Source organism: Caecibacteroides pullorum (genome assembly GCF_019239235.1).
Taxonomy (GTDB): domain Bacteria; phylum Bacteroidota; class Bacteroidia; order Bacteroidales; family Bacteroidaceae; genus Bacteroides; species Bacteroides pullorum.
On sequence record NZ_JAAZTS010000021.1, the window covers coordinates 13,805 to 27,925 of the forward strand.

At 52.8% G+C, this 14,121-nt stretch carries 9 protein-coding genes and 1 pseudogene; 8 read left to right on the top strand and 2 right to left on the bottom strand.

Annotation, left to right across the window (positions count from 1 at the left end; all coding sequences use genetic code 11):
• Window positions 1-65 precede the first annotated feature (65 nt).
• Window positions 66-2,864: a TonB-dependent receptor gene (locus tag HF894_RS11990; RefSeq protein ID WP_204972603.1), complete on the top strand. Its 2,799-nt coding sequence runs from the start codon at window positions 66-68 to the stop codon at window positions 2,862-2,864.
• A gap of 42 nt (window positions 2,865-2,906) precedes the next feature.
• Window positions 2,907-3,839, top strand: coding sequence for a metallophosphoesterase (locus tag HF894_RS11995; RefSeq protein WP_204969363.1), 933 nt, complete (start codon window positions 2,907-2,909; stop codon window positions 3,837-3,839).
• A gap of 274 nt (window positions 3,840-4,113) precedes the next feature.
• Here HF894_RS11995 and HF894_RS12000 read toward each other — a convergent pair.
• Window positions 4,114-5,925 (bottom strand): annotated as a pseudogene (locus HF894_RS12000) (mechanosensitive ion channel family protein).
• A gap of 160 nt (window positions 5,926-6,085) precedes the next feature.
• On the opposite strand from HF894_RS12000, the gene HF894_RS12005 reads away from it, so the two are divergent.
• The 5 genes from HF894_RS12005 to HF894_RS12025 all read left to right on the top strand — a co-directional run bounded on the left by HF894_RS12005 (window position 6,086) and on the right by HF894_RS12025 (window position 12,413).
• Entirely contained in the window at window positions 6,086-7,096 is a 1,011-nt protein-coding gene (locus HF894_RS12005) for a calcium/sodium antiporter (RefSeq protein WP_204972605.1), read from the top strand.
• A gap of 92 nt (window positions 7,097-7,188) precedes the next feature.
• A complete protein-coding gene (locus tag HF894_RS12010) occupies window positions 7,189-8,325 on the top strand; it encodes a hypothetical protein (protein WP_021846979.1) in 1,137 nt (378 codons plus the stop codon).
• Window positions 8,326-8,419: 94 nt separating this feature from the next.
• Window positions 8,420-10,327, top strand: coding sequence for a DNA topoisomerase IV subunit B (locus HF894_RS12015; RefSeq protein WP_204972607.1), 1,908 nt, complete (start codon window positions 8,420-8,422; stop codon window positions 10,325-10,327).
• 22 nt (window positions 10,328-10,349) lie between these two features.
• Window positions 10,350-10,811 (top strand): pantetheine-phosphate adenylyltransferase, encoded by a 462-nt coding sequence (gene coaD / locus HF894_RS12020; RefSeq protein ID WP_204972609.1) that lies wholly within the window; start codon window positions 10,350-10,352, stop codon window positions 10,809-10,811.
• A 15-nt stretch (window positions 10,812-10,826) separates the two neighbouring features.
• Window positions 10,827-12,413: a S41 family peptidase gene (locus HF894_RS12025; protein WP_204972611.1), complete on the top strand. Its 1,587-nt coding sequence runs from the start codon at window positions 10,827-10,829 to the stop codon at window positions 12,411-12,413.
• A gap of 14 nt (window positions 12,414-12,427) precedes the next feature.
• Here the strand turns inward: HF894_RS12025 and HF894_RS12030 are convergent, their stop codons facing one another.
• Window positions 12,428-13,030, bottom strand: coding sequence for a phosphatase PAP2 family protein (locus HF894_RS12030; RefSeq protein ID WP_021846983.1), 603 nt, complete (start codon window positions 13,028-13,030; stop codon window positions 12,428-12,430).
• Between the two features lie 379 nt (window positions 13,031-13,409).
• Here HF894_RS12030 and HF894_RS12035 point away from each other — a divergent pair, with 379 nt between their 5' ends.
• The gene (locus HF894_RS12035) at window positions 13,410-14,099 is read left to right on the top strand and encodes a b558 family succinate dehydrogenase (Or fumarate reductase) cytochrome B subunit (RefSeq protein WP_021846984.1); all 690 of its coding nucleotides are present in this window, start codon (window positions 13,410-13,412) and stop codon (window positions 14,097-14,099) included.
• The last annotated feature ends 22 nt before the right edge of the window (window positions 14,100-14,121 follow it).

Genomic DNA, 14,121 nt, shown 5'->3' on the forward strand with positions numbered 1-14,121 from the left:
CTGTAAAGATTGCGTAACGCCATGCCTGTACTTTTGCGGCAAAATAATCACAGAAAAAAACAGGTATGAAACAGATTGTAAAAGTATTGATTTATTCTTTTCTATTTTTAACCGCTACCGCTACTCCCGCAGTGGCTGACGAAACTGCAAATGAGGCCAAAGGAGCTATCCGAGGCCGCATCATTGACAACACCAAGCAAACTCTCCCGGGTGCTTCTATCTACATTGAAAAACTACACACAGGCGTCACAAGTGACGTCAACGGCTTTTACACTTTCCCCAATCTTGACCCGGGAACCTATACAGTTAAGGTGACCTACGTAGGCTATTCGCCTGTAGAGCTGAAAATCACCATTCCCGAAGGCAAAACGCTGGACAAGGACGTTGTCCTGAATGAAGGCCTCGAATTACAGGAAGTTGTTGTGGGCGGTGCCTTCCAAGGACAACGCCGTGCCATCAACTCACAACGCAGTAATTTAGGAATCACCAACGTCGTATCCGCCGACCAAGTGGGCAAGTTCCCCGACTCGAACATCGGTGACGCCCTGAAGCGCATCAGTGGTATCAACGTACAGTATGACCAGGGTGAAGCGCGTTTCGGACAGGTGCGCGGAACGAGTGCCGACCTCAGCTCCGTGACCATCAACGGAAACCGCGTCCCCTCGGCCGAGGGAGAGACACGCAGCGTGCAGCTCGACCTTATCCCCGCCGACATGATCCAGACCATCGAGGTAAACAAGGTTGTAACTCCTGATATGGATGCCGATGCCATCGGAGGCAGCATCAACCTCGTCACCAAGAACTCGCCCTACAAGCGCACCATCGCCGCTACGGCCGGTACGGGATACAACTGGGTGAGCGGCAAGGCGGCCCTAAACCTGGGCTTCACCTACGGCGACCGCTTCTTCAACGACAAGCTGGGCCTGATGGTATCAGCCTCTTATCAGAACAATCCCGCAGGAAGCGACGACGTGGAGATGGCCTACGAACGGAACGAAGACGGTGAGGTTGTGCTCGACGAATACGAAGTACGCCAATACTACGTCACCCGCGAACGCCAAAGCTATTCGCTGGCCCTGGACTGGGAAATCAACGCCAATCACAAGATTGACTTCAAGGGTATCTTCAACAACCGCAACGACTGGGAAAACCGCTACCGCCACACCTACAAATGGGACGACGAAACACCCAATGAATACGAAGTGATCTACGAAACCAAGTCGGGCGGCCCCGACCAGCGCTATGCCCGCCTGGAACGCCAGCGCACAATGGACTTCACCCTGGGCGGCGAGCACCTTTTCGGGAAGCTGAAGTTCGACTGGAAAGCATCCTACGCACAGGCCGGTGAAGAACGCCCGCACGAACGCTACCTGGCCTTCAAGAAGGAAGGCGTGGCCATGAACACCGACTGGAGCGACATTCGCCGCCCGTACATGTCGCCCGTAGACGGACAGAACATCTTGCTGGACAAGAACAACGACAACGGCTTCGAGCTGGACGAACTGACCGAGCAGTTTGAGGACATCAACGAGAAAGACCTCAAGTTCAGCGCCAACTTCGAATTGCCGCTCGCCAAGGGAAAATACAGCAACAAGCTGAAATTCGGCGCCAAAGTGGTGGACAAGAACAAAGACATGTGGATCGATTTCTATGAATACAGCCCGACTGACGAAGATGCCTTCATCGCCGACGCCTTCGGACACCTGAAAAACGAAAACCGCGACGGATACATGGGCGGCGACCGCTATCAGGTAGGAAACTTCGTGGAGAAGGAATATGTTGGCGGCCTCAACCTGACCGACGCCAACAAGTTCGAACAGGAAATCAAGTACGACGAGATGTGCGAGAACTACGAGGCACACGAAACAGTCAGCGCCGGTTACATCCGCTTCGACCAGCAGTTGGGCAAGAAATGGAACCTGATGGCTGGTCTGCGTCTGGAGAATACCCACGTCACTTACAGCGGCTATGTCTACGACGACGGCAAGGAGAGCGGCAAGGACGAGAGCTACACCAAGACGCCCGAAGAGTCGCAGAGCTACATCAACGTGCTGCCGTCGGTGCTCGTCAAGTATGATGTGAACAACGACCTGAAACTCCGCGCTTCGTTCACCAACACGCTGGCACGACCCAAGTATGCCAACCTCGTGCCCAACGTCATCATCGACAAGGAAGACATCGCCTTCGGTAACCCCGACCTGGACCCGACTCTCAGCTACAACCTCGACCTCAGCGCCGAATACTACTTCAAGAGCATCGGTCTGGTGAGCGCCGGCCTGTTCTACAAGAAAATCAATGATTTCATCGTGGACTACCGCCAGAACAACTATGAATACAAAGGCGTCACTTACGAAGAGATGAAGCAGCCCCGCAACGCCGGCGACGCCGACCTGCTGGGTGTCGAACTGGCCTATCAGCGCGACTTCGGCTTCATCGCCCCGGCCCTGAAGTGCATCGGCTTCTACGGCAACTACACCTACACGTACAGCAAGGTGAAGAACTTCAACTTCGAAGGCCGCGAACACGAAGACCTCCGCATGCCCGGCTCGCCCGAGCACACAGCCAACGCCTCGCTCTACTTCGACAAGGCGGGCTTCAACCTCCGCCTCAGCTACAACTTCGCCAGCGACTTCATCGACGAAGTGGGCGAGGAAGCCTTCTACGACCGCTACTACGACAAGGTGAACTACCTCGACCTGAACGCCAGCTACACGTTCGGCCGCAAGTTCAAGACCACCTTCTATGCCGAGGCCAACAACCTGCTGAACCAGCCCCTGCGCTACTATCAGGGTACGCCGGAGCGCAGCATGCAGGCCGAATACTACGGAGTGCGCGTCAATGCCGGCTTTAAAATCAACTTTTGACGCCAGAAAAACGTTTAAACATTAAAGAAGAGATCTATGAAGATGAAAAAACTGTTTCTACTGCTGACCGTGGCCCTGCTGGGCCAGTGGGCCATCGCCCAAAACAAGATAGACTACTCTGTCTACGAAGACAAGCTGAACCTCTACGTGGCCAACGACTTGGGCCGCAACGGATACTACGACCAGAAGCCCATCGCCGAGCTGATGGGCGAGATGGCCGAGGAAGTGGGCCCCGAATGTGTCATCGCCGCCGGCGACGTGCACCACTTCGAAGGCGTCCGCTCCGTGGACGACCCCCTGTGGATGACCAACTACGAGCTGATCTACAGCCATCCCGAACTGATGATCGACTGGTACCCCATCTGCGGCAACCACGAGTACCGCGGCTCCACGCAGGCCGTGCTCGACTATGCCCGCGTCAGCCGTCGCTGGGAGATGCCCGCCCGCTATTACACCAAGACCTTCAATGAAGAGGGCACTACCGTGCGCGTCGTCTGGCTGGACACCACCCCGCTCATCGACAAATACCGCCAGGAGAGCGACAAGTATCCCGACGCCTGCCTGCAGGACATCGACGCCCAGCTGCAATGGCTGGACGGCGTGCTGGCGGCCGCCAAGGAAGACTGGATCATCGTCGTAGGCCACCATCCCATCTACGCCGAGACGCCGAAGGACGACATCGAGCGCCTGAACATGCAGCAGCGCGTGGACCCCATCCTGCGCCGCCACAAGGTGGACATGTACGTCTGCGGACACATCCACAACTTCCAGCACGTCCGCGTCAAGGGCAGCGACATCGACTATGTGACCAACTCCAGTGGCTCGCTCAGCCGTAAGGTCAACGCCATCGACGGAACGGTGTATTGCAGTCCCGAACCGGGCTTCTCCATCATCTCCGCCACGCCCCGCACGCTGGAGCTACGCATGATCGACAAGACGGGACGGGTGTTGCACACGGTGAAGCGCAGCAAGTAACCCTTTCCCGACAGGGCAAAACTCCCGAGTTTCGGGCCTTCCGAGATGTCGGACAGGGCAAAACTCCCGAGTTTCGGGCCTTCCGAGACGTCGGACGGGGTAAAACTCCCGAGTTTCGGCCTTCCGAGACGTCGGACGGGGCAAAACTCCCGAGTTTCAGGCCTTCCGAGACGTCGGACGGGGCAAAACTCCCGAGTTTCAGGCTGTCCGAGACGTCGGACGGGCAGAAAATCCCGATAGCCGGGGCGTCCGAGGTCTCTCAGGACGTCCCGGTTTACTTTTCCTTCGGCCTTCCGCTCAAGTCGTCCTTCGGCATGGCAGGGTCGTTGCCGTCGCACATGGCCATATAGTGGGGCGACATGATTTCCACGCCCTCGGCGTTGAAGCGGTCCTGAATGTTCTGGTGCAGGTCGGAATAAATCTGCGCCAGACGGTCGGCCTCCTTAATGTAGGCGTTCACCTGGTAGACAGGATACCAGTCGCTCAGCGAGGTGGAGAGGACGAAGGGCCGCGGGTCGTCCACCACGCCCGGCGTGTTCAGTGCCGCCTCGATCAGCAGCTTGTTCACCAGGCGCCAGGGCACGTCGTAGCCGATGGTCACCTCGGAGTGGATGATGAGCCCGTATTCGCGCGCCGACTGGCTGAAGTTCACCGTATGCGACGACATGATGAACGAGTTGGGGATGGTCACCACCTCGTTCTTCGGCGTACGGATGCGGGTCACCAGCGGCGTCTTCTCCACCACGTTGCCCGTCGTTTCGTTCAGCTGGATGCGGTCGCCCAGTTTGAAGGGGCGCATGTAGGTGATGACCAGCCCCGCGATGATGTTGCCGATAACCGTACTCGACCCGAGCGAGACAATCAGACCCACGAACACCGAAATGCCCTGGAACACACCCGAATCGGCACCCGGCAGGTAAGGATAAATCATCGCCACCATGAAGGCGTAGAGCAGGAAGCGGATGATGTGGTAAGTGGGCATCGCCCAGTCGGGGTAGAAGCCGTTCAGCTTGAGTCGTTCGGACTGTACCTCGCCCGCCAGATAGCGGAACAGGCGTACCAGGTACTTGATGGCAAGGCAGATGACAAAGATGGTGAAAAGATTGGGGATGTAGGCCAGAATACCGTAGAGGATGCTCTTCACGGGATCCCAGATGTAGAAGAAGAGTTGGTAGGCCAGATTCTTGGTCTGCGGGAAGATGGCAAACAGCATGGGCACCGTCAGCAGCAGCTGCAGCAGCATGAAGGCGTAGCGGAACAGGTTGGCGACGAACACCAGCAGCCGGACCTGCTTCTGCGTGTCCAGTAACTCAAAGTCCTGGATGGAGAAGGCCTTCAGGCGCGTGTTCCTCAGCCGCAGGATGCGCACCTTCAGCTTACGGAAAAGCCAGTTGGTAAGCTTGAACAGCAGGAACTGGCCCACAAGCACCAGCACAAAATAGGCAATGCGCTTGAACAGCTGTAACAGGCCGTGTTCCTCCTTCATCACCTTCAACTTCTCCACGATGACCGTGCGCTTGGCGGCAGCCAGCTGGTCGCGCGTGCAACTCTCCCACAGGCCGTCCTGGTCGGTAAAGGAGACAATGACCTTGTCCCCGTACATCACGTCAGTCACGATGTCCGTGCTTTCGATATAGACTGAGTCGGGATGCAGGTTGAAGCGCTTGCCCAGGGTCGTAATCTCGTGCGACACGTTTTCGGCCCGCTGCTAGGGCGTGAGTCCCCCGCGCTTGGCGTAGAAATAAAACAGAGTGTCCTCCTCTACCACGACGGGCATCCCCTTGGTCTGGTGCCGCAGGGAGTCGATGCGCTGTTTCTGCCGGGCCAGCTTCACCGAGTCGGCAGCATACGTCACCAGCCTCATCTGCTCAATCTCCATGCGCAGGTTGGCCTCGTTCAGACGAGCGGCGGCCAGCTCCTCGCGGACTTTGTCCAAGGTTACCGAATCCGTATCGGTTTTCACTCCGGCAACGGCGGACTGGCTGTCCGTACCCAAAATATCAAGCACTTTGTCCATGACCTGGGCCGACACGCCGACCGCAGGCAAGCAGAGCAGACAAAGGCAGAAAAGACGGAATTTCTTCATGTTTCTATCTGTTTACGTTTGAGGGGGTCAAACTTACGGAAAGTTTCTGACATAGCCATGCAAATACCCGCCGTTAACCATTCACCAATTATCATTTACCGTTTATCATTCACCATTAATTCCTATCTTTGCACCGTAAAACTTAAATTATAGACTCGTCATGGATATACTCTTCCTCATCGGAGGTCTCCTCCTCATCCTGCTGGGCGCCAACGGCCTGACCGACGGCGCTTCGGCGGTAGCCAAACGATTCCACATCCCCAACATCGTCATCGGACTGACTATCGTAGCTTTCGGCACATCGGCCCCCGAACTGGCCGTCAGCGTATCTTCAGCCCTGAAAGGCAGTGCCGACATCGCCGTGGGAAATGTCGTGGGCAGCAACATCTTCAACGCCCTGATGATTGTAGGCTGCACAGCCATGTTCGTCCCCATCGTAGTACAACGCAACACGTTGCTGAAAGAAATTCCACTCTGCATCCTGGCCTCACTGGCCCTGCTGGTGATGGGCAACGACATGCTGCTGGACCATGCGGCGGAGAACGTGGTCAGCATCACGGACGGTCTCATCCTGCTCTGCTTCATGGCCATCTTCCTGAGCTATACGTTTGCCATCGCCAAAACGAACCAGGCTCCCGCCCCCTCTCCAACAGCGGAAGTAGAAAACGACAGTCCGACCGTTACCGCAGAAGACGGAACGGAAATCAAGGATATGCCCCTGTGGCGGTCGACGCTTTATATCATAGGCGGACTGGCAGGCCTCATCTGGGGTGGACAGCTCTTCGTGGATGGAGCCAGCGGAATAGCCCGTTCGCTGGGCGTCAGCGAGTCGGTCATAGGTCTGACACTCGTAGCCGGCGGCACCTCATTGCCCGAACTGGCCACCAGCATCGTAGCGGCGCTGAAAAAGAACCCCGAAATAGCCATCGGCAACGTGGTAGGCAGCAACCTGTTCAACATCTTCTTCGTATTGGGCTGCTCAGCCTCCATCACGCCTCTGCACCTAACGGGCATCAACAATTTGGACCTGCTGGTACTTGTAGCCTCCAGCATTCTGTTGTGGATTTTCGGCGTGTTCTTCGGCAAGCGCACCATTACACGTATTGAAGGCAGCCTGCTTATTGCCTGCTATGTGGGATACACTGCCTGGCTTATCTGCCACGCCGGCTAAGGCGGCTTCCGCTGTGCATTCTTCATCCCCATTCTTCATTCTTCATTAAAAAAACATTATCTTTGCCCCCAAAAGAAAAAGGACTTGACAACATGGCTGTTACAATTAAAAAAGTTACCACAAAACGGGAATTGAAACGCTTCATCCGCTTCAACTATGAACTATACAAAGGAAATCCCTACTCCGTGCCCGACCTCTACGACGACATGCTGAACACGTTCAACCGCCGGAAGAACGCTGCCTTTGAGTTCTGCGAGGCTGAATACTTCCTGGCATACAAAGACGGACAACTCGTGGGCCGAGTAGCCGCCATCATCAACAATCGGGCCAACCAGACATGGGGCAAGAAGGAGGTCCGCTTCGGCTGGATAGACTTCACTGACGACGCCGAAGTGTCCGAAGCCCTGATACGCACCGTGGAGCAATGGGGCAAAGAACGCGGCATGACGCATATCGTAGGACCGCTGGGCTTTACCGACATGGATGCTGAAGGTATGCTGGTCGAAGGTTTCGACCAACTGGGTACGATGGCCACCATCTACAACTATCCCTACTACCCGCAGCACATCGAGCGACTGGGTTTCACGAAGGACGCCGACTGGGTGGAATATAAGATCTATATCCCTGACGCCATCCCTGACAAGCACAAACGCATTTCCGACCTCATCCAGCGCAAGTACAACCTGAAAATCAAGAAATATACCTCGAGCCGGAAAATAGCCCGCGACTACGGCCAAGCCATTTTCGAACTTATCAACGAAGCCTATACGCCCCTCTATGGATACTCCGCCCTGACGCAGCGACAGATAGACCAGTACGTCAAGATGTATCTTCCTATTCTCGACCTACGCATGGTGACACTCATTACCGACCAGGATGACCAGCTTGTAGCTGTGGGCATTTCCATGCCTTCACTCTCCGAAGCCCTGCAGAAATCGCACGGACGTCTGCTTCCTTTCGGCTGGTACTACCTGCTCAAGGCTCTGTTTTTCAAACGCCGTGCCAAGATGCTCGATCTGCTGCTCGTAGCCGTGAAACCCGAATATCAGAACAAAGGAGTCAACGCACTGTTATTCTCTGACCTCATCCCCGTCTACCAACAACTGGGCTTCGAATATGCTGAAAGTAACCCCGAGCTGGAACTGAACGGAAAGGTACAGGCGCAATGGGAATACTTCCGCACTGAGCAACACAAGCGGCGACGGGCGTTTATCAAGGAAATAGGATAAGACGGATTCCCCCAATAAAAGAGACGAAAATTTGTTCATGCCCTGCAAAACCGCTATTTTTGCAAGATAACAATAGAAAGGGAGTAGTCAAACCATGGAAGAAGAAGAAAAATACGACAACTTGCAATTTGCGGAACAGCCGGTAGAATATACTGACGACAACATACGCCATCTGGACGACATGGAGCATATCCGTGTCCGTTCAGGTATGTACATTGGCCGTCTGGGCGATGGTTCGCAAAGTGACGACGGTATCTATGTGCTGCTGAAAGAAGTGATGGATAACTCTATCGATGAGTTCAAGATGGGCGCCGGCAAGAAAATCGAAGTAACGATCGAAGACAACCTTCGTGTCAGTATACGCGATTACGGTCGCGGTATTCCACAAGGTAAACTCATCGAAGCTGTCAGCAAATTGAACACAGGTGGTAAATACGACTCCAAAGCTTTCAAGAAGAGTGTCGGCCTGAACGGTGTGGGCATCAAGGCGGTAAATGCTCTGAGCAGCCGCTTCGAAGTATGCAGCTATCGCGAAGGCAAAGTACGCAAGGCTGTATTTGAGCGAGGCGTTCTCCTGAGCGACACGACCGAAGAATCGCAAGAAGAAACAGGCACTTACATCTTCTTTGAACCGGATAACACATTGTTCGTAAATTACAGTTTCCAGAACCAATTTGTGGAAACGTTATTGCGTAACTATACTTACCTGAACACAGGTCTGACCTTTATTTACAACGGCCAGCGCATTGTTTCACGCCATGGACTGGAAGATCTGCTAAAAGACAATATGACCAGTGAAGGTCTTTACGACATCGTCCACCTAAAAGGTGAAGACATTGAGATAGCCTTCACACACACCAACCAGTACGGCGAAGAATACTACTCTTTCGTTAACGGACAACACACCACACAAGGCGGTACACACCAAAGTGCCTTGAAGGAACACATTGCTCGTACTATCAAAGAATTCTATAACAAGAATCAGGATTATGCCGACATACGAAATGGACTCGTAGCTGCCATTGCAATCGACGTAGAAGAGCCCATGTTCGAAAGCCAGACCAAGACTAAGCTTGGCTCCAATAACATGTGGCCTGCCAACCCACAGGAAGGCATTCCCGCAGGTCCTACGGTAAACAAGTATGTAGGGGACTTCATCAAAACCGAGGTAGACAATTTCCTGCATAAAAATCCCTTGGTAGCCGATGTCATGCTCCAAAAGATACAAGACTCAGAAAAGGAGCGTAAAGCTATTGCCGGTGTCACCAAACTGGCTCGCGAACGTGCCAAAAAGGCCAATCTGCACAATCGCAAACTACGCGACTGTCGCTACCACCTGAACGACGGGAAAGGGAAAGAACAGGAAGCCGATTCGTGCATCTTCATCACCGAAGGCGACTCTGCCAGCGGTTCCATTACGAAAAGTCGCGATGTGAACACACAAGCCGTCTTTTCCCTCCGTGGAAAACCGCTCAATTCTTACGGTCTGACTAAGAAAGTCGTCTATGAAAACGAGGAATTCAACCTTCTACAAGCTGCCCTCAATATTGAAGACGGCCTTGACGGGTTACGCTACAATAAAGTCATCGTAGCTACCGATGCCGATGTGGACGGCATGCATATCCGACTGCTCATTATAACCTTCTTTTTGCAATTCTTCCCTGATCTCATCAAAAAGGGACACGTTTATATCCTGCAAACGCCTCTTTTCCGTGTACGCAACAAGAAGAAGACCAACTATTGTTATACAGAGGATGAACGCCTGAAATCCATTGAGGAATTAGGTCCTAACCCTGAAATCACCCGCTTTAAAGGACTGGGAGAAATCTCGCCCGACGAGTTCCGCCATTTCATCGGCAAAGACATGCGTCTGGAGCAAGTAAGCCTCCGCAAGACCGATCTTGTCAAAGAATTACTTGAGTTCTATATGGGCAAGAACACTATGGAAAGGCAAAGTTTCATCATAGACAATCTGGTAATCGAAGAAGACAGAGTAAACTAAGTTTTAGGTATTCGACACATTTATGACCAAAGCAATCTTTCCAGGGACATTCGACCCCTTTACTGTCGGGCACTATTCTGTAGTAAGACGTGCGTTGACATTCATCGATGAAATAGTTATCGGTATCGGTATTAATGATAACAAAAATACCCATTTCCCCATTGCCGAGCGCGAAGCCATGATCCGCGACTTGTATAAAGACGAACCCTGCGTCAGCGTACAAGCATACGACAGCCTGACCATCGACTTTGCCCGCCAAGTGGGGGCAAACCTTATCATTCGCGGCATTCGAACGGTCAAGGACTTCGAATACGAAGAAACCATTGCCGACATCAACCGCAAACTGACTGGCATCGAGACCATCCTTCTCTTCACCGAGCCAGAACTTTCCTGCGTCAGCTCCACGATAGTTCGCGAGCTAATGGGCTACGGAAAGGATGTCAGCATGTTCCTGCCCGAAGGTATGAATACATCTCACGAGTAAGCAACCATTAACAATATGAAAAAGATACAACTACTCTTTTTGTTCACCATCTTGTATGCGGCCCAAGCCGTAGGTCAGAAACTGAACGAAAGCCCCCTGCGTAAGCTGCAGATGGCAGAATTTGCCATCAGCCGCCTTTACGTTGATTCTGTAAACGAAACTAAGCTGGTAGAGGATGCCATTGTCGGTATGCTCGAACACCTCGACCCGCATTCCACCTATAGCAATCCCGAAGAAGTGAAGAAGATGAACGAACCTCTGCAAGGCAATTTCGAAGGTATTGGCGTCCAATTCCAAATGATTGAAGACACGCTCCTCGTCATCCAGCCCGTCAGTGGTGGCCCTTCAGAGAAAGTCGGTATCTTGGCAGGTGACCGTATTACTGCTGTTGACGACACCGTTATTGCAGGTGTCAAAATGAGTACTGAAGACATCATGAAACGTCTGCGAGGCCCCAAAGACACACGAGTAAAACTTACTGTAGTACGCCGTGGCGTAACCGATCCGCTCCAATTCGACGTCATCCGCGACAAAATTCCACTCTTTAGCCTCGATGCCTCTTATATGATAGATGACCGCATAGGCTACATCCGCGTCAACCGCTTCGCCGCCACTACAGCAGAAGAATTCTCCAAGGCACTGAAAGAACTCCAGCAACAGGGAATGAAAGACCTCATCCTTGACCTCCAAGGCAACGGCGGGGGTTACCTAAACGCCGCCATCGACTTAGCTAACGAGTTCTTGGGACAAAAGGAGTTGATAGTCTACACCGAAGGGCGTGCTTCACGTCGGGCTGAGTTTGCCGCCAAGGGGAACGGTAGTTTCCGCGAAGGACGGCTGGTGGTATTGGTAGACGAATATTCGGCTTCGGCCAGTGAAATCGTGACTGGTGCCGTACAAGACTGGGACCGAGGTGTCGTCGTAGGCCGCCGCACTTTTGGCAAGGGCCTCGTACAGCGTCCTATCGACCTACCCGACGGCTCCATGATACGTCTTACCATCGCTCGTTATTACACTCCTTCGGGCCGTTGTATCCAGAAGCCTTATAATGGCAAGGGGGACGACATGCAGGAAGCCTATGCCAAGGACCTGCTCAACCGCTTTGACCACGGCGAACTGATGCACGCCGATAGTATCCACTTCCCCGATTCGCTGAAGTACCGCACGCTGCGCTTGGGCCGCACCGTTTATGGTGGTGGTGGTATCATGCCAGATTTCTTCGTACCCATAGACACCACGCTCTACACCGACTGGCATCGCCAGCTCGTAGCCAAGGGCATCATCATCAAAGCCACCACGGGCTACATCGAGCAACATCGTGAAGAACTGAAAAAGAAATATAAGACCTTCCACGTCTTCAACGACAAATTCGAGATAGACGATGCCTTCATGGCCGATATCCGTTTGGCAGCAGACAAGGAGAAAATCAAGTTCGATGAAGAGCAGTACAATCGCGCCCTGCCCCTTGTCCGTACACAGCTCAAGGCCCTCATAGCCCGCGACCTGTGGGACATGAGCGAATACTATCAGGTGATGAATGCCACAAACGAGAGCGTTCAGCAGGCACTCAAGGTACTACGAGAAGGGAAGTACCTATTTTAATGGTGGGCGGTAGACTACCGCTCACCGAACAACCATTTGTTCAGCCAACGGTTTACGTAAACATTGACTACGGCACAACCTGCGCCAATGGCAGCTCCCGCCAACACATCTGACGGGTAATGAACGCCTTCGTTCATACGTGACACACCCACCGAACAGGCCCATAAGGCCGAAGGAGCGATGACATACCACTTGGGATAAGTGATACTCAAGGAAGTGGCTAAGGCAAAAGCTGTCGCCGTATGCCCAGACGGAAAAGAAGGACTGCTTTCGCGACTATAAGCGTGCACACGATCAGGCCAACGGTCATAGGGGCGCTCGCGGTCTACCAGATACTTCATTCCATAGGTCACCACAAAGGCTCCCGCTACGCTGGTACCCACGTAGAGAGCATCCTTCAACAGATCCTTATCGTGCCTGATCCAACCGGCAACGGCCATGGCTACGGGTACCCCGATAGCCACATAGGGTTCCGACTTTGATATTACTTTATTATAATTACGAACAAACTTGTTGTCCCAGCCGTTCACTTTATGTAAAACATTGATATCCCAATTCTGCGCTCCCAAAGCTGAAGCAAACAAAATTACTACCATTCCTAAAAGCAGTCTTTTCATACCACATCCAGTTTAGATTCCGTGCCAAAGATAAGGCAAATCCGTCAGGTACACAAAAATTCTTATAAAACTGCCCGCCCAGCAAAATTTGTATGGTTAGAAAAGCATAAGGAGATGACTCCAGCAAAGCAATGCTTTCTTTAGCGGAAAACAATGCTTTCTTCTCCAAAAAGCATTGCCTTTTCTGAGAGAGAACATAGCCTCTCATTCTATAGTTGCAAGCCACCCTTCCTGCCACAAACATCCGCGTAGATTACGGAAATATTTCTTTAATCCCTTGCTAAATCAATGTATTTCCTTTATTTTTGCAAGGAAATATCGTCCACAGACAATCAAAGGATATATTTACAACTATTAAATAACTTAAATTCAATCATTTATGTGGTTAAGTAATTCATCTGTAGGAAGGAAAGTGGTGATGAGCGTTACCGGCATCGCCCTTGTCCTGTTTCTGACGTTTCACATGGCGATGAACCTTGTTGCGCTTGTCTCAGCCGAGGGCTACAACATGGTTTGTGAGTTCCTGGGAGCAAACTGGTACGCACTGGTGGCAACAGTCGGTCTGGCCGCCTTGTTTGTCATCCACATCATCTACGCTTTCTGGCTGACGATGCAGAACCGCAAGGCACGCGGTACGGAACGTTACGCCGTAACGGAGCGACGCAAGGAAGTGGAATGGGCATCACAGAACATGCTCGTTCTGGGTATCATCGTTATCGTAGGTCTGGGTCTGCACCTAGTGAACTTCTGGTCAAAGATGCAGCTGCCCGAACTGATGCACAACATGGGCATGCACGCTGACACGCTGACGCTGGCTTATGCCGCCAACGGCGTTTATCACATCGAGAACACGTTCGCCAACCCTGTATTCGTCGTTCTGTACCTCATCTGGCTGGGTGCCCTGTGGTTCCACCTGACCCACGGTTTCTGGAGCTCCATGCAGACACTGGGCTGGAACAACAAGACTTGGATCAGCCGCTGGCAGTGCATCTCCAACATCTACTCTACCATCGTAGTGCTCTGCTTCGCCCTGGTAGTGGTTGTGTTCTTCATCAAATCTTTGATGTAAAAACGCGAAGCTTGCAAATTTG

What these genes read in the sequence shown, in the direction of transcription:
- HF894_RS11990 (WP_204972603.1), top strand. Translation starts at nt 66, where the DNA reads ATGAAACAGATTGTAAAAGTATTGATTTATTCTTTTCTATTTTTAACC.
- HF894_RS11995 (WP_204969363.1), top strand. Translation starts at nt 2,907, where the DNA reads ATGAAAAAACTGTTTCTACTGCTGACCGTGGCCCTGCTGGGCCAGTGG.
- HF894_RS12005 (WP_204972605.1), top strand. Translation starts at nt 6,086, where the DNA reads ATGGATATACTCTTCCTCATCGGAGGTCTCCTCCTCATCCTGCTGGGC.
- HF894_RS12010 (WP_021846979.1), top strand. Translation starts at nt 7,189, where the DNA reads ATGGCTGTTACAATTAAAAAAGTTACCACAAAACGGGAATTGAAACGC.
- HF894_RS12015 (WP_204972607.1), top strand. Translation starts at nt 8,420, where the DNA reads ATGGAAGAAGAAGAAAAATACGACAACTTGCAATTTGCGGAACAGCCG.
- coaD (WP_204972609.1), top strand. Translation starts at nt 10,350, where the DNA reads ATGACCAAAGCAATCTTTCCAGGGACATTCGACCCCTTTACTGTCGGG.
- HF894_RS12025 (WP_204972611.1), top strand. Translation starts at nt 10,827, where the DNA reads ATGAAAAAGATACAACTACTCTTTTTGTTCACCATCTTGTATGCGGCC.
- HF894_RS12030 (WP_021846983.1), bottom strand. Translation starts at nt 13,030, where the DNA reads ATGAAAAGACTGCTTTTAGGAATGGTAGTAATTTTGTTTGCTTCAGCT.
- HF894_RS12035 (WP_021846984.1), top strand. Translation starts at nt 13,410, where the DNA reads ATGTGGTTAAGTAATTCATCTGTAGGAAGGAAAGTGGTGATGAGCGTT.